Origin of the sequence: Rhodococcus sp. NPDC019647, from assembly GCF_044389235.1 — a bacterium.
Taxonomy (GTDB): Bacteria; Actinomycetota; Actinomycetes; order Mycobacteriales; family Mycobacteriaceae; genus Rhodococcus_F; species Rhodococcus_F oxybenzonivorans.
In genome coordinates, this window is the sequence record NZ_JBIRXS010000020.1 from 56,892 (window position 1) to 81,835 (window position 24,944).

Sequence of the window (24,944 nt, forward strand, 5' to 3'; positions counted from 1 at the left end):
GTTAGAACGTTCGGACCGCATTATTCCGTGTCCGCCGCCATGCCTTGGTGTTGTGGCGTTAGAACGGCGCAACGTTGCAATGCCCCGGTGCAGTGCAGGGTTGGGTGGCATCGCGCCGCTAAGGAGTTCTGAGGGCATAACGCCACCGCAGGTCGCCTCATCGTTGCGGCATCAGATTCATTGAGTCAGGACAGTGAGGCGATCTGCCGGACGTCAGTCCGAATGATCGAGGAGGGCAAGTAGATCGGCCAGTAGCTGATCGGCCTGGTGTTCCACGTCGTCGAGGACGTCGGTGATGTTGGCCGTCGAGGCGTGGGCGTCGGCACGAGCGCGGATACCGCGCTCGTAGTAGCAGTTGTCGAGGACGATGTCCTCACCCTCGGTGGATGTCGGCGCGTCTGCGGGTTCGGTCCGTCGTCGAGGAGGTCGGTGATGGGTGGGTGCGTGACCGGTCAGATGTGCCCGGACGAGGGTGGCCACTGACTGCCCGGTCAGCGGGGTAGCGACGTAGGGGGTGTGGCCCCAGCGGTCGATCGGGGTCAGCAAGGGGCGTTCATCGAGCAAGGCTGTCGCTGCGTGCGCGCTCAGGTCCTTTCCTGCGTCCAGGTATTGCGCGAGAAGGGCTGTGCTGGGGTGGCGGTCGAGGAAGCCGAGGATCTCGAGCCACCGTCGGTAGACGATCGCGGCATCGAGTGTGGGCAGGTGTATTCGGCGTGGTTCCTCCTCGTCGAGGTGGATCAGCAGGGTATTGGCGGCCATGCGGACTTGGTTCCGGCGCAGGCGCGCGATCTGCTCGAAGTGCAGGGTAGTGGCGAGGGTGAGCAGCAGGCCGTCCCGGCGACCGAAGAGGCCTGCCGGTGACCCGGTGACCGGCAGCTGCTGCACTCGGTCGGCGACCGCGTGGGCGGCCCGTTCTCGCCGCACTGTGCGGGCAGCCCCGAGTACGGCGCGCACGAGTTCGCTTCGGCCGGGTTGCCGCAGGCCGGCGCCGCGGTGGGCGGCGTTGATGGCAGCCACTCTCCGGCGCTGCGTTGGGCGGCTGGCCGGGTTTTCGGCGAGGAACATGGCCACGGTCACCGGGTCGGCTGGTGCCGGCTCGAGGTCGGCGGCGGCACACCAGTCGGTGAACAACGCCCACACGTGCCGGGACGCCCGGTCCAAGCGGCGCTGGGACCCATTTGATGGCCCTGCCGGTCGCACCGGGTCACGGAGCATGTGGTCCGAGGGGCGGGAGGCGTTCATGGTCGAATCATGCCGGAACCCGTCGGTGCGGAGCGGACAGGCACGCGACCTGCCACCGGTGATCATGCGCAGTGAGGGTTTCCGTGCGGGGCAGGTGAGTCTTCGCGGTTGCGTCGACGCAACCGGCACCGCCATAATGTGGGTGCCCGAGGCAGTAGCCGAGGGAAGTGGTTCGTGTAGGAGGTCTCCGGGGCGTAAGTACCCCTGTAGGCAGCCCCACTCAGCGGTTTCCAGCCTTGCGCGCCCACCCACATACGGCGAACGCCCCTCGCAATTCGAGGGGCGTTCTCGTGTTCTCTACACCCGCACGACGGTGATGCGGTGGGCGATCTTCGCGCGCATGCTGCCGCCGCGGCCCCATGCCCAGGCATGGACGTCGGGGATCCATAAGAGGGAGTTCGAGGGTCGATCGTGGGTGTATCGGAACGGGGCTGCGGCGCCGAGTTCGTCGCGGATGACGCGGTTGTCCTCGTGGTCCTGATCGCACGACTCGATGACCAGGTTCGTCACCGGCATCTGGGCTAGATCCCGTACCGCGGCCGCCAGGGTGACGTCGCGGGCCTGGCGCTCGTTGACCTTGCGTGAACTCATCAGGTAGATCCGGCTGTTCGCCTCCAGCCGGGCGACCTCGGCGACGATCTTCGGTGTCAGCTTCTTCCCGACACCGGTCATATGGATACGGGAGTGCCCGGGCGGGCGGAGCGCGTTCATCTGCTTCCGCAGGGCCGTGAGGTCGCCGGTCGCGACCGTCACCGCGCACAGGGCGTACTCGCCCCGCTTGGATTCGTCGATGAACGCATGCACGCGGAGCAGTCTCTCACCCGCTCGCGGCAACCTCGGCGGCCACACGGTTGTGGTCGGCTCCCACTCTGCATGGCCTAGGCGCAGTTTCGGGCGGTGCCGACCGATTACCAGAGGGTCAGCGGCAGTCCCGCCGCTTCGGCGCATCTGATCCGCTGTTCGATGCTCTCCGAGTCCTCGCCGCGGCGAAGGCCTGTCCGGATCGCGGCGGCGATCGCCCGGGTACGCCCGGCCGGCCCGCGGACGTCGGCGAGGGGACTGGCGAGGTTGCGCCGCCGCAGGTGGTATTCGGTGCGGTTGACGGCGTTGGTGCCCAACCGCAGGTGGTGGGGATTCACGCACCCGGCGAAGTCACACTGATGACACAGCACCGCATCCTCCGCCCCGGACCATCCCAGCCGGGGAATGATCCCGTATTCGCGTTGATACGCAAACAAATGGGCCGGGACGGTGCCGCGGCGGGAGGGCCCGGGCAGGCTCGCCGCCCGGAAGGAGCCGTGTCCGGTGGAGGAGACACTGCCCAGCCAGACCGTGCACCGGCCCGATTCTCTCCCATAGCATTTGGCGTCGAACCGGGCCAGCACCGAGGGGTCGTCGAGCCAGGACCGCCACAGTCGTTCGGGGACCCGGACCGGTTGCGGTTGACCGAGCAGGGCGAGTTGTTCCACCGCCGAGACCAACTGATGTGCGGGCATCCCGGGGAGCGGAACAACGTCCTCTGCGACTGCCATCCGGCTCTCCCTCCGCGTCCGCGGTGCTGTTACCGGGAGGGTAGGGGCTCTGTCCGACATCAAATGTGCGGGGTGGCGCGGGGAACCGCCCGGGCACGCGGGGCGCGGCGTGATCGGCTACACCTGTGTCATCGGATGCAATCCCAACCCGGTGCGACTGTCAGAGGCCGATGTCGGTGACCGCGTTCGCGATCAGCGGCGCGTTCTCGCGGGTGTACACCTCGATCATCGCCGGGGTGGTGTGTCCGGTCTGCCGCATGATCGCCTGCGCGGTGCGGCCGTTGCGGACCGCCTGGGTGACGAATCCGGCGCGCAGCGAGTGCCCGCCGAGCTGGGCGACGACGGCGGGGTCGTACCCGGCCTGTTCGGCGCGGCGACGGACCGCCTTGTGAATCGCCGCCCCCGACAGAGCACTCTCGGAGAGGTTGCCGTTCTTCTGGATCGAGCGGAACAGCGGGGAGCGGGCCGCTGTTCGGGGCACCGCGCCCTTGCAGACGTGCCCGTCGAACGGCGGGGTATTGCGCAGCAACCGGATCACCCCTGGCCGGCCGTAGGTGTCGTGGGCGGCGAGGACCTGCACCCACCGCAGGTAGGCGCACGGTGGGCAACTGGTGTGGGAGGTGGTGAACGGCAACGCCCGCGTGGTTCCGTCGCCCTCCTGGTCGGTCTTGGACCGGCGCAACCGGAGGTGCAGTCCGTCGAGTCGGTGCATGCTCGCATCCCCGCGGAGCAGGTCGGCGAGGTCGCCGCGGCGGAAGGCGCCGGCGAATCCCATCAGCAGCAGGGCGGTGTCGCGGCGTTCGAGCACCTCCGACGCCCACCCGGTAACAGCCAGCCGGGCGGCGGCGACGATGGTGACGAGGTCGTCGACCAGGAGCGGGGCACTCTGGCGGCGCGGCCGGTCACCGTTGGCGGCGTAGTCGCGGCGGATCCCGGACAGGGTGGCGGCGACGATCTCGTGGCCCCCGGGGGCGGGGTGCCCGCCGCGGCGGTGGTGATGCCCGAGGGCGGCGACCCAGCGTGACAGGGTGGCGGGGGAGTAGGCCCGCTCACCGTCCTGGGTGTAGGTGTCGGCGGCGTCGATCAGATACGCGGCCACCACCATCGGGTGCGCCGGCAGGGGAGTGTGCCCGTGGGAGAAACACCACGTGACGAAACGCTCCCAGTCCGAGGTGTAGGCGCGGCGGGTGTTCTCCGCCCGCGACCGCTGGATGGCACCGGCGATCCGCGCCGCCACCTCCTCCGGCAGCGCGGGCCCCGCGGAGGCTGTTACCGGCCCGCGCAGGGCCTCGTTCACCGGTTCGATCGTCACCGACGCAGGCTACCGGGGTGCACCGACATGCTGCAGAGCAAAAACGCGCTGACATGGGGTTTCGGCGGAGACGGTGCGATAATTGAAATTATCGCGACCAAGTGCTCATAAACCGTGAGTGACACGGGGCCATGCCATGGAGAGGGCCTAGAGTCCGGTTGTTGTAGGTTCTCGAGTTCGGTGTCAGCCTTCTCAATTTCATGTCAGCTGCTTGTCAGTGGCGCTTTGGTTTCTCAATTTCGTGTCAGGAGCCCAGCCCTAATCTCAGCATTCGCCCAGTTCAGGGCATCTTCGAGATCTTTCCCGGTCCGGCATGGTGTTGAGAAGCCGCAGGCAAACTCTGTCGCCAACTGACAAGTCGGGCGAGAACCTACAGTTGTGCGGTGGTCCATGGAGACTGTCCACTGCCAAATAATCTGAGGTATTGCCATCGCGTCCGAGGCACGTGCAGGGCTTCTGCCACAAAGATGAGGCAAGCATGGCTTGACCTGCGCATTTATTGGACTGCGCGCCCCATCCGGCGGACGGCTACCGCAAGAGTGTGGCAGGAAATCAGCGAGCCGCTCGGCCACATTGTTGAGGCATCCCAGGTCATCGAACCGCTCGTGCCTCGCCTCAAATGGCATCGGACAGAGACTCAGTCGGTGGGCTGGGCTATCTTCGCCGGGTGGCAAAACGAAACAGGCCGAGTAAGGCTGAGGATGCAGGATCGAAGTCGGATCTCAAGTGTTGCCGGCGAGCCCTCCGGTCGTTGGACCTCGTCGACTCCAGGCTCGATCTGGAAGCGTGGAGCCAGCAGGTCGGCAGGTACGTCGGCGAGGATGATATGAACGAATGGCTCGACAAGAGTGCCGGCCTCGATGCGGCATACGACTTCAGCTACAGCTCGTTTGAGCGGGCGATGCATTTCTCGGTGGGCTGGAGATCGTCGCCACTCATTGCTGAATGCGAGTGGATGCTGCCCCGGCTACGGGATGCCATCACACGCTCGGGCCATGACGAGCCATTCCTCGTGGAAATCGGAGCGGGAGCTGGGGCGGCCGCCGCTATCATCTCGGCGGCGCTGAAAGTCCCAGTGATCGCGATCGATTCGCATCCCATGACACTCGGGCTTGCCGAGCAGTTCGCCAGCCGCACAGGCGGAAGTGTCGAGTCACGTGTGGCCGACATCGCAGACCTGGCGGATGTGCTGAACGGCGCGGTTCCTGCGGCCGTGTTTGGTATGACAATCTACCGTCACATCCAGCCGCATTCCCACGGCAAGAGCTCATTCAGCGACTGGTCCTACATGCAGCAGCTCTTGTTGACCCATCGCGTGGATCCCCAGGTCGAACGCTTCATCAAGGCGCTTGCGGGTGCTGACCTGCTGCTGTCGGAAAGGACATGTAACGACTACTTGGCGGAGATCGCTGCTGGGCTGTTCCCCTTCGGATACGACATCCCGAAGGACGGCATCGCACGCATCGACGGGTCGACACCCGGCGACCCTACCATCGCCTTCGGACTGCACTTCACCACTGCAGACCTGCCGAAACGCAATCCGAATCTGTTGATCGAGATGTTCAGCCCACTGCCGCGACCGCACGGCTACTTCGAAACCGAACCTGGCAACAACGCTGCGGCAGAGGCACTTCGGTTGAGCCTGGAGCCCACCGAGTTGGTGGAGGCGACGGAGATCAACTATAGCAACGGCAAGGGCCGTCTGCGTCGAGAGGTATTCGAGTGGGGAGATGGCATGGTTGGCCAGTACTTCGCTGCGACGTCGGGTGCCCGCAGCTTGCGGATCCTCCACAAGAAGGACCTAGACGCCGCGCTTGAGCAGGTTCGTGCTGATGAAGCCGGCCTCGCGGAGTCGGGGGCGGCCAGTGTCGAGCCGTGCAAACTTGCTGCGCCACTCTGGGGAGGTCCGATCGACACCCTCAACAGTTCGTTGTCCGCCTCCACGTGATCTGTCCCTCATCGGTTTGTCGTCGGCGTCGATTGGCTCACTGGAGTCGGATGATCAGCGCACCGCGCCCAGTAATCGGTCGCCGCTGGCGCGTCAAGCAACCTTGCCGGGGCAATTCGGGAAGTCGGTCCACGTTCAGGGCGCGCCGGGCCAGCTCAAGGGGCCACTCCACACGATTAGGAACTGCCGCCTGAACGATCGACACCATGGGTGGCTCTGACATTATGCGGAGATGACGATGGACCACCTCTTCGAGGAGCAGCCGGAGCACTGGGGCCTGCGCGGCGACCCGTATGCGTGGGAGGCACTCCGGGAGCACCTGACTGGCGTTCCCATCCCCGGCGAGGACGCAGCGTTGGAGGGCTTGCTCCTTACTGCCTTCACCTCGGTCGTGGGTGTGGACTTGCTGACCGAGCCAGCGGAGAACGTGTATCGGGAAGAGTTCGCGCACGGCGGCATGTCTAGCGGTCACGTTTCTCTCCAGCTCTGGCGGGATTGCCTGCTTCCGCTACTGGTGAGTCGGGGGCGACTGGCCTGAGCGGCGGCGGGCGAAACGCTCGACCGGACGTGGCACCGACTGTCCTGATTGACTTGGGAACCCGTAGATAACGGCTCAACCGCATAACCGCAGGAAGAGGGGGTAGGGGGTAACCCCCTGGGTGCCTGACCTGCGGAGATGCCCGAATCGGGCTACACCCGCGGGGGGTCGCGGTTGCCCCGAAGGTTGGGACTAGCGCTGCTGGAGTCGAACGAGGAGCTGGTGCAGGTGGGCCACAGCGGCTCTGAACTGGGAGGACCCCAGCGCGAGGAGCCGGACGAGCTCCCTCCGGGCTATCCGTCCGGCTGGTGTGAGCAGTGGTGCAGGCTGGCTGATACTGACGAGGACTGAGACCAAGGCAGCAGTGGTGAGCGGTGCAGCTATCTGCCGGGGTCGCTATCGGGCACGTACTGAGCAGCTTGTGGAGCCGCCTCAGCTCACGCGATCTCGGAGAGATCTCCGGACACCACGGGAACAGGCACGTTGCCCCGCAGGGTCTCGAACGCCTCGGTGGCCGTCTTGCCCGCTGCCCAGAGTTTTTCGATCGCGAGGATGGCCTCCATGAGGCCGTACGTGAAGCTCTCGTCGTTCTTCGCGAACAGCTTGGTGTCGTCGTCGGTGTAGATGATCGTCCCGTCCGGGAACGTCATCCACCGTCCGGGACCGCTCAGCGGAACTGCCTCATAACCCCCGTCAACCCAGACGGCGGTATCGGCCTGGCTGATGAGCTTGTCTTCGTTGATCAATTGAGGGCCCCTTCGGGAAACTTCCTAGTCCGCTGATTCTATCTACCTACTTCGACCTGAAAAACGAGGCGGCTCGGTGAGTATGATTCGGCTGTTCTCGGCCGGTCGGGATTGGGTTGGCCACAGACTCCACCGATCGGCGCCTTTCACGCTGCCAGGGTGCTGATCTTGACCAGGTTGTGCGCCAGGACCCCGTGGCCGACCCAGATCTTGGCGCCTTCGGTGCTGTCGATGCGGGTGCGGTCCCAGCCGTATCCGCGTTTGAGGGCGCTGATCCTGCCTTCGACGCCGGTGCGCCACTTTATTGTTCGTCGGAACGCTGGGCGGTGTTCCTCTGCTCGCCGGCCAGCCGAGGGTTTGCCCTTGCGAGGGATCACCACGTTGCGCACGCCGAGGTCGCGGAGGTCGTCCTCGATAGCTTTCTCGCCGTAGCCGCGGTCGGCGGTGACCGTGCGTGGCGGGCGGCCGGCGCGTGTACGGACCCGATCCACGGCTGGTGTCAGTTGGGGTGCGTCGGCCGGGTTACCGCGTTCGACGCTGTGGTCCACGATCACGCCGTCGTCGCCTTCGACGAGCTGGGCCTTGTGGCCGAATTCGACTGGTTTGCCGAGTCGTCCCTTGGCGATGGGCCGGGCGTCGGGGTCGTGGAGGCTGACTCGCCGGGTGGCTCCGTCCGGGGTCTGCCCGGCCAGCCGCTGTCGGGTCTGCGTGGTGATCTGCCGGGTGGCGGTGACCAGGTCCTCGAGGTCGTTGATGGCGCGGGTGAGGCGTCCGCGCCGGCGTCCGGCGGCTGCGTCGTGCTCGCCCTGGGTCTTCTGGGCTGTGGCCTTGGCGCGTGCCCGGCGGAGCGCTTGTTTTGCGTTGGTTAGCAGCCGTTCGGCATCGGTGGCGGCGGTCTCGGCCAGGTCGGCCAGCTCCCCGGTCGTGCGCCGGACCGCGGCCAGGGCCTCGTCGCGGCCCGCGGCGCTGCGCGACCGCAGCTTGAAACCGATCGCGTGCGCACGCTTGCCCGCCGCACGGGATCGGTCCCGGACCGTGGTGCGGGTCGCTCCACCGGCGGCCTGGATCCGCTTGCCGGTGGCCGCGATCCGTCGGATTGCCTTGGCCAGCAAACCGGAGTCGGTGGGGTAGGACACGTTGCTGGGCACCACGGTGGTGTCGGCCCGCAACTTGGTGGTGCGCAGCACCTTTGCCTCGGTGGCCTTCGCCAGCAGCGCCTCGTTCAGCCCGTCCACCGCCGCCGCGCCGCAGCGGGTGGTCAACTTCATCAACGTGGTCGGGTGCGGCACCGATCCGTCCAAGGGAATCCGGCTGAACCGCCGCCAGGTGATCGAGTCGCTCACCTCGCGACACAGGCTCTCGAAGCCGAGTCGGTAGCGGAACTTGAGAAACATCAGCCGCAGGTAGATCTCCATCGGCGTCGACGGACGACCGATCCGCGGGTCGAAGTACGGAACGAACGGTGCGAAGAACGCCGGATCATCCAACAGCGCATCCACTCGCTCGAGCTCCGCGGGCAGCCGCAGCAACTCCTGCGGCAGCACCGACTCGAACAACGACGGCTGATCGCCTACGGTACGGAACACGATGGCCTCAATCCCTTCTATCCCAAGGGGTTGAGGCCATTGTCCCGTTTCAGGACCGGCTCATCACGCACCGCCACACCCCGACTTTTTCAGGTCGAAGTACCTAGCGAAATTTTCAGCGACCGCCATCAGGGCCTGATATTCAGTGCGGTTCTCAGGGCGGTCTCCGGTCTCGTCGCCGCACGCCGCGGCTGGCGGCTGATCACAGAGCCTGACCCGAACTCTCCTTGGTGCAGGCATCCTCGACGTTCGGCTCGCGACAATGCGTTTCGGTCCGGCCCGCTACCGCGGTTGTCGGAGGTACCGGTGATACTCGTGTGCACATCAGTCACACAGGTAACAGGAGAACAGACGCATGCGCTATCGACCCCGGGCCGCTCTTCTCGCCCTCGTGGCGGTCACCGTGCTCGGCCTGACCGGGTGCTCGGCCATCGCCGATGCGAATCCGGGAACCGGATCGATCGGGGATGCACTGGCCGGCCCGTCGGTGGGGTTTGATGCGGCGCCGGCGTTGGCCAAGCTCGACACCCTGGCGGTCAAGGGCCGCGCCCCGAAGACCGGGTACACGCGTGAGCAGTTCGGTCCGTCGTGGTCCGACGACAACGGGGTCGAGGGCGGCCACAACGGGTGCGACACCCGCAATGACATCCTGCGCCGCGACCTGGTGGACCTGACGTACAAGTCCAGTACCCGGGACTGCGTGGTGGCGACCGGCACCCTGCACGACCCCTACACCGGTACCACCATCGGCTTTGTCCGCGGGCAGGACACCTCCACCGCGGTGCAGATCGACCATGTTGTCGCGTTGTCGGATGCGTGGCAGAAGGGCGCCCAGCAACTGAGCCCGGAGCAGCGCCGCGACCTGGCGAACGACCCACGAAACCTGCAGGCTGTGGATGGCCCGACCAATTCGAAGAAATCCGATTCCGACGCCGCATCCTGGTTGCCGCCGAACAAGAGCTACCGGTGCACCTACGTCTCCCGGCAGATCGACGTGAAGGCCCTGTACCGGTTGTGGGTGACTCAGGCGGAGAAGGATGCGATGAGGCAGGTCCTGCACTCCTGCTGAGCAGCAGCCCGACCTAGTTTGGGTTCGACTCACGACGGCCGCGGTGGCCTTGCTGAGGTAGAAGCCGCGGCCTCGTCGAGCCTCCGGAACTGCCTTATAGCCAGCGGGATTGCGCTCAGTTCGCGCTTGTGGTCGTCGGCCGGGGTGACGGTTCAACTAAGTTGTGGCGAATCACTTATCGATGCATCAAAGCTGCGTACTCGCCGAGGGATTGCCTCAAATGCTCCACGTCGCTTTCGTATTCGCGAGGGGTATCGGCGGTATACAAGATGGCCAGGTCACGGCATACCCGGGCGCCGAGGCGTAGCTCGCCTAACAGCGCCGCGGCTTCTTCGGTCACTGGGAACTCCCTCAGGCGGTATTCGAAATCGACGTGCCGATCGGGATCGAGGCCGTAATTTTGTTTCATCCACTGCGAGAGAAGGTTAAGTGCAACCCTTGGCCGACGGCTAGCGTAGTCGCCATCGGAACGTTCGAGTTCCCCGCACACCTGGCTGTTCAGGATAGCGCGCTCGAGTAGATGATCGACCAGCGTTTGCTTGACGTCTGACTGTGTGTCGATGGGTCGCGGCACGGTGTCGAGAGTGTGCCTCGGTTCTTCGTCGCCGGTTGGCAGAGCATGTGGAAATTCCCAGGAGCATCCAAGCTCGCTCAGCGCTGGCGCGTTTGGGACATCTCGAAACCATGCGACGCAGGCGTCGGCAGCAATCGCGACATCGCGGGTGAGGAGGTATCCGTCGGTGCAATCGTCGAAGTAGTCATCGAAGTACCACCGGTCGACATCAAGACCCTCGACGACGTGAGAGTCGAACCTCAATCGGTTGAGCACCGTCCGCGAGCGGCGTACAAGAAGTACATCATCCGCTAGCACGTGCACCTGGGCGCACACCACCTGGTGCTCGACTTCGTCTACGGCCTCGTCTTCTTCATCGTCATACTGCACGAATTCGCGTGGGCCGAGATCGATGAGGAGTCCCATTGGTTGATCGGTGAACGACTCGACGAGCCAGGCAGTCATGCCGTCCCAGGTGGTGGACTCCGGTATCTTCGGGCTGCCAGTCACTGGTCCGCCGTCCGCGGGTCGGCTGACGCCGCATCGTATGGGCGAGCATCGGAATCGCGCATGGACTCCCTCTGTTTGTGGTCGCCGGGGCACGTATCGGGCTGACGTGCTAGTGAGCACAGTTTTACCAGAGCGACATGACAGTCATCTGCCTGCCAATCAGAGTTCTGGAGTCGGCAACCGATACACCACCCCGCGCGTTGATTCGGCCCAGGGCGAGCGCGCCCGACCAGCACACCGCTGCGTGAGTCCGCACTCGCCGTGTCACCCGTGACGCGGCATCAAACCCCTCGAAGAATCGCCTGGACGTGCGCGCAGTCAACGCGGTGCGCGATTACGGCACTCCTCATAACTCGCACCGGAGTTGAAGCAGTCATAGAAGCCCGACTGAATGTCGCCGGAAGTGGGAGGCTCCCCACAGAGGGTTCCACAGCGGAGGTAGTTCGGCGCAATGGAACCGTCTGGGTAGCGGCACACGTCGTTGTCACAGGTGTACTTGCGGGTGTTCGGGTCGATGGGCATCAGGTCAGGCGTATAGGCCCAAACGTAGGCGTCGGTGCGAGCTACTCGGCTGCAGTAGACGGTCCTTCCATCTGCCAGATGTCCTACTGCGTCACGATCGTCGCAGTAGGCGTTCAGGCTGACTTCGGGACCAGGAGGCACCGGTGCAGCGGAGAGGCTGTCAATCCAGGGAAAGGGTGAAGCAGTCGCTGGAGCAACGGATATGGCGAGGAGAGCCGTACATCCGAAGACGGCAGTCGCGAGTCGTCGCAAAACGCGCGGGTGGGGTACAGGTCGCAGCATCCGTGTTTCCTCTGGTCGTGATTTCCGCTGTTTCAATGTCAGGTGGGGCTCCCGACAAAAGGCTCCGCCGTCGACCGACGCCCCAGGCCAGACGACCCGCCAGTTTGGCACCACTCCCGCAGTCCGAGACTGAGTCCTACCAAGCGCGCCCAAGCTCTGGATCCTCACTGGGCTGTTCCGCCTCAGGCATCAAACCACAACGACTGACCGCGAAGTATCGGTTGTTTGAATGCTTCTTATAGCGACACCACGAAAGATTCGATTGCCGCAGGCAGCAGCTGATTGGGTTGTGGACCGCGGTAACGATCCAACTCGGAGTGGTTCGACTGCCGAGGTCTAACACCGCGAGTCGTTTCGCCATGAAGGCAAATTGTCCGGTTCAGATGTCACGCTGTCTGCGTCGAAGCGACGAGAAGTCGTGCTGCGACCACTGACCCCAGCAACGATCATCGCTGTTGGTGCCATGCCCAGCGATAGCAAGAAAGCAGCGGGGTACGACCGGCGGAGGCGCAACATTGCCAGGCCTCTGTCCGACCTCCGCCGCGCCCGCCGACCGCACCTTGGCCGACATCCGGATCGGCCGGCCCCACCTAAAAAACCCTAGGCGGATTGACGAGCGCATCCAGGCCGCCACTCACCGCTCGACGCCTACGCTTCGATGGGTACTAATCGAAGGAGAACGCAATGGATGACGACGGATTCCGCGCTGACCACGATCCGTTCCGGGAACAGCTGGACAACATCCAGCGTGATATCGAAATCCATGCACTCGACATGTCGTTCCACCTCTCCGGGATGCAGCACGCGAACGCCAGAGGCCGGAGAATGCTGCAGTGGCAGGGGCTGTTCGTCGTCCTGGCCGGTATCGGCGTGGCACTCAACTCGGCATACGGTGACTACTGGTGGCTCGCGTCGTGGATCTGCGCCATCGTCTCCTTTGGCTTCGGGGTCCCGCACGCCAAGTACATGAAAGAGTCGAGGAACGCGCACAAGGCGTTCGATGCGCTGGAGACGCCGGCTTCTCTCGTGCCCTTCTTGGACGCGATAGAGGAAGTGGAGAAGCCCCGGTGGTGGCGGCGTGTACTCGTGCCGCGGTGCCGCAACGCATAACGGTAGACCCGTGCCCGGCTCAGGATGGTGGCATGGCGGCGCGGGTGTCCATCGTTTCGGCAGGTCGGTTCGTTCGGTGATTTACTTGCGTCGCCTCGATCTCGTGCGGGGCCGCCGTATCCGGGGTGCCGGTCTTCTTCTTGCCGCGCCGCTTCGCGGCGGTGATCTCGGCGGCCCGCTTGCTGCGCAGTTCCGCCTTGCTGAACTGGTCGAGGGGCCGCCCGCTCGACTGCCCGCCATCCATCGCCCCCTGCTTCTTGAGCCGGTTCGAGACGGTCTGCAGGGACATGCCTGACGCCTCGGAGATTTGGTCCCAGGACCACCCCTCGAGGAAGACGGGCTTGAGGTAGGTGTCGATCTCGTCCTCGACCGCCGCCAGCTCGGCCCGCAGCGCGGTACGCCGCTCGCCCAGCTCGGTGAGCGCGTGGAGCTTCTTGCGGTCGATCCGCTTGCGTGTCGTGGTCATGTCCGCATCCTAAATGCGGCCCTCTGTGGGTGTAAGTTCGCTCTACCCTTACAGGACCGTGAGTGCCCTCCATTGTGATGTGTCTCCTCCGTGTGCGTCGTTCTCGTCGGCCGCCTTCGCCTGCCCCTTGAGGTGACCGACTTCGGGTCCGAGGGCGATCCCGAAGTCAGCGGATGCCTCCTGGTGCGGCAGTTCGATGAAGGCCTCATGATGAAGGCTGCGGTCCTCCCGGGACTATTCGGCGAGGCGCGAGAGAAATTCGCGGAGTGGGCGGAAGCCCGCTTTCTACGGTTCGCGGAGCACGGTCCCGAGCCGGATGGATGGCAGAAGACAAGCGACGGAGATTGGCAACTGTGGGGACGCCTGCAGCAAATGCCTAGCCTGGACTGAGAGGAGGTGTTGTGCGACAAATGGTGTGCGCCGATCCCGCCTGCAGTCACAGCGTCCTTTTGTCGCGGTCCTTATGTCGCGCAGGGCGGCGACTCCGCGGCCCTGCGCGACATCATTTAAGGGTCACGGCACCCAGAACACTCCAGTCCCCGCTATGATCTCGTGCCCGGTAGTCATCGAGGCAGTCACCGGTCCCGCACCCGTGAATACGCTCATAGACTCGTTGTACGGGACAGTCAGTACTCCAGCGGCGCCCGTCGCTAGGTTTCTCCAGTGCATCCAGTAAGTGCTTTCGCTATTGGGTGAGATGACGGGGAAGGTGACGGTGCCGGGTCTCTCACCTGCTATTGCCGTCGGGGTACTAGCGCATAGGTTGAGGATCGGGCCACACCCCGTAAAGAGGCCGTTGCTCCAGACGAGCGGAATCTGGAAGCTGTTCACAGTGGGCGCTGCTGACGCCGTGCTGGGTGAGATAGCTAGTGGTGTAGCCACCAGGGCGGCGACAGTGAATGCTTTCACGAGCGTGGACTTGAGCATGGTGTGAGCCTTTCGTTCACTGAAACGACTACTCAGACCCGCCCCGACGCAGATTGAGATCAACGGTAACTGCTATCTCATGGTCTCGTGCGGCGTTTGGAACTGGTGGAGTTCGTCCCCAGTCCCGGAATTCCGGCTCTACGTGGCTGAGCCACCGGGCGGATCCCCAGACCAGGACATGGCGGGCTCAGTCGCCCGATGCGGCCCGCAAGCAGGTCCGCCGGTACCGGCTGGTGTCGGAGCACCGGTCAGCCTGGACGGACACCGCTCGACACACCCCAGGCGATTCCGACCAGGTGGCCACGTAGAGCGTAACGGCCACGCCCACCGCTCGGCCGGGGTGGTCGCATGCAGCTCACGGGGACGAACCCGGGTACGTTCGCGCGCCCTACCGAGCACGGTATCGGCCACGTTCCCGTGAAAAACGCGCTGAGGTGCGGTTTCGGTGGAGACGGCGCGGGAAGCGGAATTCTCGTCACCGACCGCGCACAAAGCGGAAGTAAGCCGCTACGGGGCGTAGGGTAGGAGCCGCCCATGGAAGCTGTTGCTTGTTGTCGAGATGATGCAGCGAAGATTAACAAGCTGACCCCACTTGTTTAACAACTGAGACTTCCCGTCGGGATGTCAGTGGGGTGAACTGGGCTTTTCCCCATCTGCGTCAGCGGATTTTCCCACTCGATGTCAGGGGTCCGGGGCGTTGAGGTTGACTTGGGGAATGGGGCGGAGGAAGAGATTGATGCATCCGTCCTGGTCGAGGAGAGCAGCGCCGGATGCTGCCATACCAGGTCTGACTCGGCCCCTGACATCGAAACGGGAATCGCTACTGACACTCCGACGGAATTCTCAGGTCTGAGCTGCATCAATGCCTGAATGCGGCCACATTCGGGTTCGGGTTCTTGTTAGATTTACTGCTAATTCCCTGTCATCCCTGTAGGAGCGGGGTCTGTCAATGCTGGAGATTTAGCGGTTCGACCTCATATGCGGGCAGCGCCGAATGCGGGCCAGGGTCAATGCGGAGCGCCCGGAGCGTAGCGAGGACGAACGGCGTTGACGGTGGCCCGAGTCGGCGCAGAATCCGGGGGTGGTCGAATTCAGTGGACGCGGGTGGCTATGTGGGGTTGAGGCTTTCGTCTCCAACTGATGATGCATGGGTTGGGGTAGGCCGAGGCTCCTCGGCTACCGGTCATCCCTTCGCCCGGCACTCGCGGGCATGGAGCGGTGCGGTTACAACACGTGGGGTCAATCAAGCGGGCGACCACGCCGTCCGGGGGTCATGACAAACAGCGGCCACGCACGTGCTGCGTCCGAGGTGCTCATGCCGCCCGATCCCGGGCCAGGGCGCGGATATGTCCGTCGCGGAGTCCGTAGTAGACGAGCGTGAGCAACTTGCGGGCCGCGGCGACCTTGGCGATGTTCTTGCCGCGACGGGCTTCGATGCGGTCTTTGTCGGCGGAGATCTTCGCCGTCGTCGGATGTCGTTGGACGGCCTCGACCGCCGCCCACCGCACCAACTTGGAGCCCTGCTTGGTGATGTGACCGCGGTGCACGACCGTATCGGATTCTCGGTGCTTGGGGGTCAACCCGGCCCACGAGCACAGGTGCGCGGAGTCGGCAAACCGGTGCGCGTCTCCGATCTCGGCGACGAACACCGCGGCGAGGGTGGGACCGACGCCGGGCAGTTCCTGGATGGCCGTGTAACCGCGGTGACCGCCCAACTCGGCAGCGATCAGTCCGACGAACCGGGCCTCGTGTGCATCGAGAACATCGATGAGCTCGAGCAGCGAGATCACGCGCTGGGCATAGGGTCACCGAGCGGCACGCGGGCCAGCTTCGTGCGTCCGGCGACACCGAACAGGTCCGACACCGGGATCAGGACGCCGGCCTTGGCGAGCACGGCGTGTACCTGCGCTTTGAGTCCGGAGCGTAGTGCGACGAGCTTGGCCCGATAGCGCACCAGCTCGCGGAGCTCACGCACCGGTGGCGGGGCGATCCAGGCTTCGGGCAGTCGGTTCATCCGCAGCAGGTCCGCTAGATCACCGGCGTCACACACGTCGTTCTTGACTCTCCGGTACCGAAACCCTTTGACTCCCAGCGGGTGCGCCAGGTGGACCGTGGCACCTGCCGCCTCGAGGGTGTCGACGGCCCAGTACCAGCCGTAAGTGGCTTCGAGGACGACCTCGGGGTTCGGGCCGGCCTTCTCGATCTGCAGGCCCAACGCCACCGGATCGTTGACGATGCGTACTGCCGACAACTGTTCCCCCTCCGCCGTCTGGCGGACGATCACCGACCGTTGCCGGTGCAGATCGATCCCGACGACCTGTTTTCCGTCATACTCGCTCATAGGGGCCTCCTCCGTCGTGTTTGAAGTGACACCCCCAGCATTCGCCGGGAACCACGAGAGCGGGGAGGCCCCGCTCCTACATCGCATCAAGGGACACGCCTACATTGACGAGCGCAGACGGCATGCCCGGGATCGGCCAATATGCAGCGGCGTGTCCTGCCAATCTTCGTTGCATCTCGACAGCCACCTCCCGCGCACCACCTCGGTGATCGGGACCGCGGTGACGAGGGCGTCGCCGACTGTCTGCAGTATCTCGTCGGTCAGTCGGTCGCGCACCAGGTCCACGAGCGCGCTCGTGTCGGCGTACAGCGCGACCCGCAGCGCGGTGAGCGTTGCCTCGTCCCATGTGGTCGCCATCGAGGTTCGACGATAGTCCGAGGGCGGCCGCGGCCGAAGGAATTTCGGTCAGTACCGGTCCCGGTCGGAGGCTGCCGCTACCGTCCCGGCATGACGATCGACCAGGGCCAACGCCTCCGTGTGCTGCCCACGGCTGTTGTTACCGGCGCCGCAGTGTTCCCGGACCTGTCGGAGGCGGGTGGCGGGGTGGATCGGGCGGTCGGTGGCCGAGTTTCGGTCCGAGGGCACCGACGACGGTCGCTGCCGTGGATCCGCATCAAGTTGTTCATGGTCTGCCGGTTGATTGGTGGCTGACCAGAACCTGCCCGCTTCCCGGGGGTCCGCGAAGTGGCGGCGACGATGAGCCGCCGCACCTATGCGTCGGCGTGGCGGCGGTTCGAGCGATGCACCGCCCAGTGGCATATACCTCGTTGCCGGCGCATGCGGCGTTGCCGGCGCATGCGGCGACGGTGGCCGGCCTACCTCGTCGGCGGCGCCGACACCATCGGCCCGGACGGCGTTCGGGTGTATGCGCCGGCCACTGCCGCCTTGACCACATGGGTGGCCGCGATCGCCCATCACCACCGTGTAGGCCATGGATTCCCGATCGGGCAGAGGTCAGGACGGGACTATGAAATTCATGAGGCGGGGGCGGCGGTGCAGCGCGGAAGTGTGTAGCCCCTCGTCCCCCGCCGACGATGGGATTCGAGGCCTGATTGCGCCCAAGACCGGGTGGGTACAACACGCGAAGGCGGTGATCGTATGACTACCCACGACGAGATTCGGCACTGGATTGCCGAACAAATGCATCTCGACATCGACACTGCGGAACCGTCAGAACTCGCCAGACTCGACGCGGTGACCTCGGTGGCGGAAGCGGGGTACGTGCGCGCGCTGCTCCGCCGCCCCGAATACCGTCCTCGGGTCGGATGAGGCAGGCCTGACTCGTGGCCACCGGGGCGGCCCCGAGTCACCCCGCGCCCGGCGGACGGCCCCGAAGTGCCTCATTTGACCGCGGCCAGACCGGACCCGGCACCGCAACACCCCTAATCCGGTCGGCCTTGGCAACTATGAACCCCCCCACGTGCATGCGGTGAGGGGGGTCCCGATGGCCGAGGCTTGGCCGGGAACACGACAGGAGGCCCACCGAACAGCCGGTGAGCCTCCTGTCGACGAATCGACGTCAGGAACCGAACGATCCGGTTCCTCCGCCACCACCCATCATCGGGGCGAGGAGGGCGAGGATCTGCACGAGGCTCTCGAGAATGTCCATGATCTGAGTCCTTAAGGGATCGGGGTGAGAGGTGAGACAACGGCAGCGGCATGTCGATGGTGCTGAATACCGCCCACGGGTAGTTCATCGGCGAGGACCGTCGAGCCTGTTACAGGCCGGCCGATGAAGCGACAGACCAGCCGAAACCCCGGACGAGACCACGGTGAAGTCTGAGCGAGAACTCGGGGAAATACCCACCACCTCCGATCTGACCGGGCGGTCGCGTCCCGGGCGGAGCCACATAGGTGAGCACCGTGCCGGCAGCTTTCAGAACGCCCCCACCCACCCCTTGCGAGTGGGGGCGTTCTGCGCTTCGGGAGCGCTTCGCCGGACCGAGGTCGGGATGCCCGGTCCGGCGATCAGCCCCGTCACGTTGCGACCGATCCCCCGGATGAAGCACCACAACTCGGAAATGTGAGTCAGTACCGAAGAAATGGCAACGAGGGAGTCCGGCCACCACCACCTCCCTACGAGGCGGTGTCGAGGAACGTTAGACATCCGCAGTACTTTTCGGAAGCCTTTCCACCAAAATTCTTGGCAGGCTCACCGAGAATCATTCACGTGACCGACAGTGTGATCGCACCCGAACAATGCGTAGCGGGTGGCCACCTCGGCGACCTGGTATGCGGACGGGGGCGGAAAACCAGGTCTTCGATCATTGGCTCAGCGCCGGCCCTTGGGGGTGCTGCGCCCGCTCGAGGACCTCCCTGCGTCGCGCTCTCACCGGCTCTTCTTCGGGGTCCTGCACGGGCGCATTCTTCGGCGAGCTCGACGAACTGATCGAGGACCCCGACGAGCCGGAGAGGCCCTTCGCCTCGGTCTGCACCGCCCTGCCGCGCAGTAGTTCCCCGGCTGCGCAGTAGTTCCCCCGGCTGCGCAGTAGTTCCCCCGGCTGCGCAGTAGTTCCCCCGGCTGCGCTTCCTCGCTGCCGGATTTCGCCGATGACGGGCGGTACACACCCTTCTCGACAAGGCTTCGATACATCGGTGACCACACTGGGGCACGCGGCGACGATCACCGCCGACGCCGCCCCGGCGCGGAGGAGGAGCGGTCGCGGCACCGACTTCGGCGTCTTCGGTATACCTCGAAACAGGGTATTCGGTTTTGTATCTGAGACGAGGCGTAACCGGTACCCGATCTCATTAAAACAGTTTCCTGACGTGGGGTTGTCTCGGCGGCTCCGATGCTCGGGAACGGAAGGAACCACAGCTGGTGTTGTTGTCCGCTGTCAATCGAGTTGGCATACGCGACCTGTTGGGAATGCCAACTGTGTTGACGAGGAATCGAGACGTTGACGGACAGCGTAGTTGGCATTTCCGTAGCGATTTCGGCGGGTCCGCTACGAGCCGGTTGACCGACCGGGGCCGGGCAACCGCGGAGCTCTTATCCTCGGTGCAGGTGTGCGTCCCTGTAGGAGTTTGCCGACCACAGCGGCAAACCCTGACCTGGTCAACCCGTCCAGCAGGCAACAGATCTGGCGCTTCGCCGGCCGACACGGGGACAAGCGCAGCACCGCGTTTCTTCGGGTTGCTCTTTGAATCGCCCTGGATCGAGTGGAGACTCCGGTTCAGGCCACGTCGGGGGTTGAGGCAGCCGGGGGACGCTGTTCACGATAGCGGGCCTCGTACCAGGTCGGCGGGAGATAGTCGATCGACGAGTGCAACCGGTCCGCGTTGAACTTACCGAACCCACTCGGCTGTCTCCCGCCGGTCCCGATACATCCGGACGGCGCGGTCCTGGGTCTCGGCGTCGTACTTTCTCGGTGCAGGCATACCGGCATTCTCCTTGTCAGATCAGGAGTCTCCACCTCGTCCAGGACGGTTCGGTCTCGTCCAGGACGGTTCGGTAGGCGTGATTTCTCGTTTTGGGGCAGGCTGGGCGATGGGTCGGAGCATCGCGCCGCCGGCCGGGCTCAGCCGGGCTGGATTTGCATGACTACGGCCTTGGGTTCGGTGAAGAATTCGCGGCTGAAGGTGCCGCCTTCGCGGCCGATGCCCGAGTCGCCGACCCCGCCGAAGGGTGCGCGCAGGTCGCGGATGAAAAAGCAGTTGACCCATACGGTGCCGGCCCGCAGCGCCGCGGAGACCCGGTGGGCGCGGTGCACGTTGTCGGTGAACAGCATCGCGTTCAGGCCGTAGCGGGTGTCGTTGGCCAGCCGGATCGCCTCGGCCTCGGTGTCAAACGGGATCACCACCGCCACCGGGCCGAAAATCTCCTCGCGGCTGCAGCGGGCCTGCTGGCCCAGTCCGGTCACGATGGTGGGCAGCACGCCCCAGCCGTCGCCGGGGCCACCGGTGAGGATGGAGCCGCCTTCGGACTCAATGGTGTCGATGTAGCCGCGCACTTTGTGGTAGTGCTCCTGGGAGGCCAGCGGCCCGATCTGGGTGGCCTCGTCCTTCGGGTCGCCGACCACCATCGCCTGCGCGGCTTGGGTGAACCGCCGCAGGAATTCGTCGTAGATGTCGCGCTGCACGTATAGCCGCGATCCCGCCAGACACACCTGGCCGGTGTTGGTGAAAATCGCCTTGATGGACCACTCGACGGCGACGTCGAGGTCGGCGTCGGCGAACACCACGTTGGCGCCTTTGCCGCCGAGTTCCAAGCTGACCGGTGTCAGGTTGCCGGCTGCCGCCTGGGCGATGATCCGGCCGGTGCCCGATTCACCGGTGAAGGTGATCCGGTCGACATCGGGGTGCTCGGTGAGCGCCTGCCCAACAGAGTCGGGTCCGTAGCCGTGCACTACATTGAGCACCCCCGGCGGCATACCGGCTTCGAGCGCAAGCCGCCCGAGAATCGTGGCCGAAACCGGGGTGTCCTCGGCCGGTTTGAGTACCACGGTGTTGCCCCACGCCAAGGCCGGGGCGATCTTCCAGGTCTCCAGCATCAGCGGGAAGTTCCACGGCGCGATGGCCGCAACCACCCCGGCCGGCTCGAAGCGGGTGTAGGTGTGGTGGCCGCTGTCCATGGGCAGCACCTCAGCGGTGGCCAGCCGCGCATGATCGGCGAAGAACCGAATGTTCGCCGCCGCGCGGGGCACGTCGTTGCCGCGGGCTTGGCTGATCGGCTTGCCCATATCGCGGGTGTCGGCCATGCCCAGCTCGTCGGCGTGCGCCTCGATCAGGTCGGCTAGCCGGTGCAGGATGCGGCCCCGCCCGTCGTAGCCCATCCGCGGCCACGGCCCTTCGTCGAAGGCGCGCCGCGCCGCAGCCACCGCGTAGGCGGCATCGGTGGCGTCACCCAAAGCGATCTCGGCCCACTGCTGACCGGTGTAGGGGTCGATAGAGGCGAACGTCGCACCGGAGGCCGATTTGACCTCCGCCCCGTCGATGATGTGCCCGAAAAACTCCATGCCGATTAAGCCTCCTTGGTCGTTGTCGATGTCGTCGCGGCCCGTTCGGCCAGGGTCACCCCACCGGCCGACCAGTGCGTGGCCGGGACTTCGCGCACTACCACCCGGATATTGGTCTCCGGCGCGCCGATGGCCCGATGCACCGCGGTGTGCACCTCGGCGAGCAGCGCCCGGATCTGCTCGGGACGGCGCCCCTCGGCGAGCGTGATCTCCACCAGCGGCATCATTGACACCTCAACGTGACCGAACCCAGGTTGGAAAAGTCGGCACTGACGGTACTGCCCGGTTCGACGAACACGGCATCGGTCATCCCCCCGGTCAGCACCACCCAGCCCGGCTCCAACGCCTGCTGCCGCTTGGACAGGGCGTTGGCCGCCAACGCCAATGCCTCCCCCGGATGGCCCTGCACCGCGGCGCCGGTGGCGGAGTCGACGACTTCACCGTTCACCGACAGTAGGCACGCCTCCAAAGCAAGATCCATGTCGTCGGGCCGGCGGGCCACGCCCCCGACGACGAACCGCGCCGAGGAGGCGTTATCGGCCACCACATCGGGCAGGGTGAACTTGAAATCGGTATAGCGGCTGTCGATGACCTCCAGCCCGCCGTACACATGGGATACCGCCTGCATCGCCCGCGCCGCGGTGACGCCGGGTCCGGCCAGTCGCTCGCCGAGCACGAACACGATCTCCGGTTCCACCCGCGGATGAATCAACTGCTCGACGACCAGCGGCGCACCGGCGGTCAGCACCATCCGATCGGTCAGCCACGCCGTCGACGGCGAATCCACCCCCATGCGCCGCTGCTTGGCCCGCGAGGTCAGCCCGAGCTTTACTCCGACGATGTGCTGCCCCGATTCCACTTTGCGGCACAGGATCTCGTCCTGCACCTGGTAAGCAGTGGCCAGATCCAATTCAGGCCACTCGGCAGTGATCGGACCGCGATCAACACGCGCGGCCTCCGCGTCCAGCAGCACCGCCGCCGCCCGCGCCACATCCCATACGTCGATTCTCTGGCCTTCCTCGTTCATCACGACCTACCTCATTTCTTCCGGGGGAGCGCGTGCACGCCCATGGCCGCCGTGGTGATCTGCGCTCTAGATGTTGCCGCCGACGGGTAGTGGTCCGGTGGCGCGCACACGGAAAGACACTCCGGCCCGGGGGCGGTGTTGTTGGAAGCTTCACCCTGCCAACACGGCACGCGTCGGCAGCTGGCGCTAGGGCTGCTCGCCGGAACCACCCTGAACGTGTGGTTCCCGTGGATGTGCCGGTGTCGCCGTAGTGTGGCCGGTGCGTTTGGGTCGGGATTGTCCGCACTGACCGGCGATGAGGACAATGTGCTCGACCTATGACTTGGGGTGGTCATCGAGTCCCGCCGTGGTTTGTGAATTTGGCCGTGACCGAGCCCAGCCCGCCGAACACGGCGGTGACCACATCGCCCGCGGTCACCGGCACCGCCGCTGTGACCGAGCCGGGCAGCACCACATGACCGGCTTCGAGTACCACTCCGCGCGGTCCGAGGGTGTTGGCCAACCAGACCAGCGCGTTGAGCGGCGAGCCCAGGACCGCGCCGCCGGCGCCGCTGCCCACGAGTTCCCCGTTGCGGTGCAGCACCCCGCCGACCAACCGGACGTCCACCTGAGCCAGCGGAACGCCGGTGCTGCCCAGCACCACCGCGCCCGAGGAGGCGTTGTCGGCGACGGTGTCGACCAGCTTGATCTTCCAGTCCCGGATCCGGGAGTCGATGATCTCCAGCGCCGGGGTTACGAACGCCACCGCGGCCATCGCCTCGGCGACTGTGACTCCCGGCCCGGCCAGCGGCTTGCCGAGTACGAACGCGATCTCGGGCTCCACCTTGGGCGCGAGGAACGCCGACGAGTCGATCGGCTGGGATTCAAGAAAGAACATGGTGTCGGTGAGGTGACCGAAGTCGGGCTGATCGACCCCGATCTGGCGCTGCATGACCGCGGAGCTCAAGCCGACCTTGTGGCCCTTGATCGACGCGCCTTCGGACAGCCACCGCTGCACCTGGCCCACCTGAATGGCGTACGCGTCGTCGACGGTCAGCTCGGGAAAGTGGTCGGTCAACGGCTCGATCGGCTCGCCGCTGCGATAGGCGGTCAGCAGTAGGTCGATCGCGCGGGATCGGGCCTCGGTCGTCATCGTGCGCCTCGCTTGTGGTGGTCGTTGGCGGCGGGGCTTGCCGCCCTGTTGGTGTTGTGCGCCGATAGGCACGGGTCACACCGTTTGCGCGATCCCGGGGTAGCGGGTGGTGAACCGGTCGGCGTAGAAATGCTCGATGTCGGTGCGGATCTCGCCGATAGCGGTTTCGAGTGCGTCGATCATCGCCGGCGGGCCGCAGGTGTATACGTGGCTGTCGTGCAGGAACTGGCCGGGCAGCTTGTGCACGGCGTCGGTGACCATTCCACGGGCACCGGTCCAGGTCGATTCCGGTGGCTCCTCGGACAGGACGGCGCGGAATTCGAATTCCGCGTTCCAGTTTCGGCGCAGGTCCTCTATTTCGGCCAGGCAGTATAGGTCGCGTTGCGTCCGCGCCCCGAACAGCAGGACCGCTTGACGCGCACAGCCCCGGCGGGCGGCGTCTTCGAGCAGCGCCTTGATCGGTGCCAGCCCGCTGCCGCCGGCGACGAAGAGCAGGGGCTGCTCAGCGGGGCGTAGCCAGAGGTCGCCGAACGGGCCGGCCAATTGCAGTCGGGCGCCTTCCCTGCCGGTGTCGAACAGCCAGTCGCTGAATTGCCCTCCTGGCACGTGGCGGACGTAAAAGGTGGCGCGGCGCCGGTCGGTGTCGTCGGGGGCGGTGGCGAAGGAGTATGACCGGGGGCCGGTCAGGCCGTCCATCCGTAGTTCGGCGTACTGGCCGGCGGTGTATTCCAGGTCGTGGTCGAGCGTCACGACGATCTCGGCGATGTCGTGGGTGAGGGCGCGGTGCGCGCTGATCACCGCGTCGGTGTGGACCAGGGGGTGTTCGGGCATGTCCGCGAGCCCGGCGACGTCGAGTTCGATGGAGGTGCGAGCGATGCTCTGGCAGGGCAGGATGTAGCCGTCGCGCAGTTCTTGCGCGGTCAGGGCGATGGCGGAATCGACGATTTCGCGGACTCTGCCGTGAACGAGTTTGGATTTGCAGGTTCCGCAGGTGCCGACGGTGCAGCTGTGCGGGAACGGGATGCCGGCAGCCAGGGCCTCGTTGAGGATGGAGTCTTTGCCCGGCACCTCGAATGCTTTGTTGGTGCCGGCAATGGTGGCGGTGCGTGGTCCCTGACTGTTGCTGCGGGAGAAGAGTTTCAT

General features: G+C 65.4%; 25 protein-coding genes. 7 read left to right on the plus strand and 18 right to left on the minus strand.

What is annotated here, in order from left to right; genetic code table 11:
- Nucleotides 1–213 precede the first annotated feature (213 nt).
- From ACH49N_RS27160 to ACH49N_RS27175, 4 genes are all read right to left on the minus strand, one after another.
- Complete coding sequence (locus tag ACH49N_RS27160) at nucleotides 214–1,242, minus strand: hypothetical protein (protein ID WP_358275619.1); 1,029 nt, start codon at nucleotides 1,240–1,242, stop codon at nucleotides 214–216.
- Between the two features lie 297 nt (nucleotides 1,243–1,539).
- Nucleotides 1,540–2,046, minus strand: a complete 507-nt coding sequence (locus ACH49N_RS27165; protein WP_358275620.1) for a hypothetical protein — start codon at nucleotides 2,044–2,046, stop codon at nucleotides 1,540–1,542.
- Between the two features lie 104 nt (nucleotides 2,047–2,150).
- Nucleotides 2,151–2,774: a hypothetical protein gene (locus tag ACH49N_RS27170; RefSeq protein WP_358275621.1), complete on the minus strand. Its 624-nt coding sequence runs from the start codon at nucleotides 2,772–2,774 to the stop codon at nucleotides 2,151–2,153.
- Nucleotides 2,775–2,934: 160 nt separating this feature from the next.
- Nucleotides 2,935–4,086, minus strand: coding sequence for a site-specific integrase (locus ACH49N_RS27175; RefSeq protein WP_358275623.1), 1,152 nt, complete (start codon nucleotides 4,084–4,086; stop codon nucleotides 2,935–2,937).
- Between the two features lie 751 nt (nucleotides 4,087–4,837).
- Between ACH49N_RS27175 and ACH49N_RS27180 the strand changes: the two genes are divergently transcribed.
- Complete coding sequence (locus tag ACH49N_RS27180; protein ID WP_358275625.1) at nucleotides 4,838–6,034, plus strand: hypothetical protein; 1,197 nt, start codon at nucleotides 4,838–4,840, stop codon at nucleotides 6,032–6,034.
- Between the two features lie 232 nt (nucleotides 6,035–6,266).
- Nucleotides 6,267–6,572: a hypothetical protein gene (locus ACH49N_RS27185; protein WP_358275627.1), complete on the plus strand. Its 306-nt coding sequence runs from the start codon at nucleotides 6,267–6,269 to the stop codon at nucleotides 6,570–6,572.
- 437 nt (nucleotides 6,573–7,009) lie between these two features.
- Here the strand turns inward: ACH49N_RS27185 and ACH49N_RS27190 are convergent, their stop codons facing one another.
- Both ACH49N_RS27190 and ACH49N_RS27195 read right to left on the minus strand, forming a co-directional pair.
- Complete coding sequence (locus ACH49N_RS27190) at nucleotides 7,010–7,318, minus strand: hypothetical protein (protein WP_358275629.1); 309 nt, start codon at nucleotides 7,316–7,318, stop codon at nucleotides 7,010–7,012.
- A gap of 146 nt (nucleotides 7,319–7,464) precedes the next feature.
- Entirely contained in the window at nucleotides 7,465–8,904 is a 1,440-nt protein-coding gene (locus ACH49N_RS27195) for an ISNCY family transposase (RefSeq protein WP_208964489.1), read from the minus strand.
- Between the two features lie 355 nt (nucleotides 8,905–9,259).
- On the opposite strand from ACH49N_RS27195, the gene ACH49N_RS27200 reads away from it, so the two are divergent.
- Entirely contained in the window at nucleotides 9,260–9,973 is a 714-nt protein-coding gene (locus ACH49N_RS27200; RefSeq protein WP_358275631.1) for an HNH endonuclease family protein, read from the plus strand.
- Nucleotides 9,974–10,148: 175 nt separating this feature from the next.
- Here the strand turns inward: ACH49N_RS27200 and ACH49N_RS27205 are convergent, their stop codons facing one another.
- Entirely contained in the window at nucleotides 10,149–11,036 is an 888-nt protein-coding gene (locus ACH49N_RS27205) for a hypothetical protein (RefSeq protein WP_358275633.1), read from the minus strand.
- Nucleotides 11,037–12,524: 1,488 nt separating this feature from the next.
- Between ACH49N_RS27205 and ACH49N_RS27210 the strand changes: the two genes are divergently transcribed.
- Nucleotides 12,525–12,950: a hypothetical protein gene (locus ACH49N_RS27210; RefSeq protein ID WP_358275635.1), complete on the plus strand. Its 426-nt coding sequence runs from the start codon at nucleotides 12,525–12,527 to the stop codon at nucleotides 12,948–12,950.
- A 19-nt stretch (nucleotides 12,951–12,969) separates the two neighbouring features.
- Here ACH49N_RS27210 and ACH49N_RS27215 read toward each other — a convergent pair whose 3' ends face one another.
- Nucleotides 12,970–13,416 (minus strand): hypothetical protein, encoded by a 447-nt coding sequence (locus ACH49N_RS27215; protein WP_358275637.1) that lies wholly within the window; start codon nucleotides 13,414–13,416, stop codon nucleotides 12,970–12,972.
- Between the two features lie 132 nt (nucleotides 13,417–13,548).
- Here ACH49N_RS27215 and ACH49N_RS27220 point away from each other — a divergent pair, with 132 nt between their 5' ends.
- Nucleotides 13,549–13,806 (plus strand): hypothetical protein, encoded by a 258-nt coding sequence (locus ACH49N_RS27220; protein ID WP_358275639.1) that lies wholly within the window; start codon nucleotides 13,549–13,551, stop codon nucleotides 13,804–13,806.
- Between the two features lie 1,850 nt (nucleotides 13,807–15,656).
- Here the strand turns inward: ACH49N_RS27220 and ACH49N_RS27225 are convergent.
- The 3 genes from ACH49N_RS27225 to ACH49N_RS27235 form a co-directional block, all read right to left on the minus strand.
- Complete coding sequence (locus ACH49N_RS27225; RefSeq protein ID WP_358275641.1) at nucleotides 15,657–16,133, minus strand: transposase; 477 nt, start codon at nucleotides 16,131–16,133, stop codon at nucleotides 15,657–15,659.
- Nucleotides 16,130–16,684, minus strand: a complete 555-nt coding sequence (locus ACH49N_RS27230) for a transposase (RefSeq protein WP_358275643.1) — start codon at nucleotides 16,682–16,684, stop codon at nucleotides 16,130–16,132. Before ACH49N_RS27230 ends, ACH49N_RS27225 begins: the two co-directional genes overlap by 4 nt.
- A gap of 99 nt (nucleotides 16,685–16,783) precedes the next feature.
- Nucleotides 16,784–17,041, minus strand: a complete 258-nt coding sequence (locus ACH49N_RS27235; RefSeq protein ID WP_358275645.1) for a hypothetical protein — start codon at nucleotides 17,039–17,041, stop codon at nucleotides 16,784–16,786.
- A gap of 90 nt (nucleotides 17,042–17,131) precedes the next feature.
- Between ACH49N_RS27235 and ACH49N_RS27240 the strand changes: the two genes are divergently transcribed.
- On the plus strand, nucleotides 17,132–17,335 hold the full coding sequence (locus tag ACH49N_RS27240; protein ID WP_358275646.1) for a hypothetical protein: 204 nt from the start codon (nucleotides 17,132–17,134) through the stop codon (nucleotides 17,333–17,335).
- Nucleotides 17,336–17,782: 447 nt separating this feature from the next.
- A complete protein-coding gene (locus ACH49N_RS27245) occupies nucleotides 17,783–17,953 on the plus strand; it encodes a hypothetical protein (protein WP_358275648.1) in 171 nt (56 codons plus the stop codon).
- Between the two features lie 607 nt (nucleotides 17,954–18,560).
- On the opposite strand, the gene ACH49N_RS27250 is transcribed toward ACH49N_RS27245, so the two are convergent.
- From ACH49N_RS27250 to ACH49N_RS27280, 7 genes are all read right to left on the minus strand, one after another.
- Nucleotides 18,561–18,791, minus strand: a complete 231-nt coding sequence (locus ACH49N_RS27250) for a hypothetical protein (RefSeq protein WP_358275649.1) — start codon at nucleotides 18,789–18,791, stop codon at nucleotides 18,561–18,563.
- A gap of 157 nt (nucleotides 18,792–18,948) precedes the next feature.
- Entirely contained in the window at nucleotides 18,949–19,353 is a 405-nt protein-coding gene (locus ACH49N_RS27255) for a hypothetical protein (RefSeq protein ID WP_358275651.1), read from the minus strand.
- An 852-nt stretch (nucleotides 19,354–20,205) separates the two neighbouring features.
- Nucleotides 20,206–21,642: an aldehyde dehydrogenase gene (locus ACH49N_RS27260; RefSeq protein WP_358275653.1), complete on the minus strand. Its 1,437-nt coding sequence runs from the start codon at nucleotides 21,640–21,642 to the stop codon at nucleotides 20,206–20,208.
- A gap of 5 nt (nucleotides 21,643–21,647) precedes the next feature.
- The gene (locus ACH49N_RS27265; protein WP_397504799.1) at nucleotides 21,648–21,869 is read right to left on the minus strand and encodes a 2-hydroxymuconate tautomerase; all 222 of its coding nucleotides are present in this window, start codon (nucleotides 21,867–21,869) and stop codon (nucleotides 21,648–21,650) included.
- Nucleotides 21,866–22,669 (minus strand): fumarylacetoacetate hydrolase family protein, encoded by an 804-nt coding sequence (locus ACH49N_RS27270; protein ID WP_358275730.1) that lies wholly within the window; start codon nucleotides 22,667–22,669, stop codon nucleotides 21,866–21,868. Before ACH49N_RS27270 ends, ACH49N_RS27265 begins: the two co-directional genes overlap by 4 nt.
- A gap of 331 nt (nucleotides 22,670–23,000) precedes the next feature.
- Nucleotides 23,001–23,801 (minus strand): fumarylacetoacetate hydrolase family protein, encoded by an 801-nt coding sequence (locus ACH49N_RS27275; RefSeq protein ID WP_358275655.1) that lies wholly within the window; start codon nucleotides 23,799–23,801, stop codon nucleotides 23,001–23,003.
- 75 nt (nucleotides 23,802–23,876) lie between these two features.
- Nucleotides 23,877–24,944, minus strand: coding sequence for a 2Fe-2S iron-sulfur cluster binding domain-containing protein (locus ACH49N_RS27280; protein WP_358275657.1), 1,068 nt, complete (start codon nucleotides 24,942–24,944; stop codon nucleotides 23,877–23,879).